The sequence below is a fragment of the Microbacterium sp. Leaf351 genome (genome assembly GCF_001423825.1).
In the GTDB taxonomy this organism is placed as follows: domain Bacteria; phylum Actinomycetota; class Actinomycetes; order Actinomycetales; family Microbacteriaceae; genus Microbacterium; species Microbacterium ginsengisoli.
On record NZ_LMPK01000021.1, the window covers coordinates 21,515 to 22,843 of the forward strand.

1 protein-coding gene is annotated in these 1,329 nt (G+C 64.6%); it reads left to right on the forward strand.

Annotated elements, in window-relative coordinates:
* The first annotated feature begins 526 nt into the window (after window positions 1-526).
* Window positions 527-1,264: a TnsA-like heteromeric transposase endonuclease subunit gene (locus ASG00_RS07465; protein WP_137878514.1), complete on the forward strand. Its 738-nt coding sequence runs from the start codon at window positions 527-529 to the stop codon at window positions 1,262-1,264.
* Window positions 1,265-1,329: the final 65 nt, after the last annotated feature.

Sequence of the window (1,329 nt, forward strand, 5' to 3'; positions counted from 1 at the left end):
CAACGGCGACCTGTCCTCACGGTATAACGACGCGGTAACGGAGTGCGTCCGATTCCGGCTGTTCTGTGGAAAGACATAGCGCGGTCGGATGCCGCGATCAGCAATCCCTGGCGGGCGCGACGGGTGGGGGCATCCGGGCGAAAAAGTAGGGCCGGTCGGGGATCCCGACCGGCCCTTGTCCCTTTTGCACCAAGAGTGTCCTGCAATCACATGCCGGTAGCTGCCACAGCAAAACAACTACCGTGCGAGCACTCTATAACGGCGAGGTAACGGAAGGGAAGCCCTTCTCGTTACCTTTCTGTGATTCATAGGTTTCGTGTCGTGTCTCACTCCAGTTGTCCGATTCTCACGGACCTGTCCAGTCGTCTCACTCCAGTTGTCGGATTCTCACTCCAGTTGTCGGGAGAGCGGCGCGCCGCGTAGCGCTGCTCCGAGGCGGGAGTAGCTTGCGGTTCAAGCCGGGAGGTTCCACCGGAGCGCTCTGATCGGGTGCGGGATTCTCCGGAAGGGAGAGTTCTCCGTGACCTTGACCCAAGACTGGCTCGCCGCGATCGACGGGACGAACGCACTCGCGGCCACGATCGAGTTTTCCAGACACGGCCTCCTCCAGCACGCAGACCCCGTCGACGCGGCGCGCGTGATGTTCGAGGATGCGGATCCGGTTCGCGAGTTCCCGTCGTGGCCGGGCAAGCGCAACTTCGAGGGCAAGCTGTGGATGGCCTCGACGGGCCGGCACATTCCGTTCGAGTCGTTCTGGGAGCGCTCGTTCCTGACCTCGCTGGACCGGACGGGGGATGTCGTCGGGGTGGCGAGCCAGCCGATGTGGATCCGCTGGCGGTCACCGAAGCGCTCCCACGCGCCCGACTATTTCGTGCGCCGCTCCGATGGGAGTGCGCTGCTCGTCGACGTGAGGCCGGTCGAACTGATCAAGCCCGAGGACAGCATGAAGTTCGAACTCACTCGTCGCCTTGCTGCCGCACTGGGGTGGTCCTATCTCGTCTTCGATCAGCTTCCCGGCGCCACCCAGGCGAATCTGCGCTTCCTGCTTCGGTACCGCGAGCCTGCGTGGCTGGAGGGCGTCGACATCGCCGCGCTCGGGCTCACCGGTCGGATGAGTCTGGGCTCGCTCGCGGCGGCCCTCGGTGGCGTTGCTCGCTCAGGTGTCGGCGCCGCGTATGCACTCGTGTGGAGCGGGGTGGCGCAGGCGGATCTACACCGTCCCTTGTCGATGGCGACCGTTGTCGATCTGGAGGGCGGGTCATGAGCGTTCATCCTGGCGACATCATCCGGTGGCAGGGCGGAAGTCACCAGGTCGTTGCGATCCGGCCC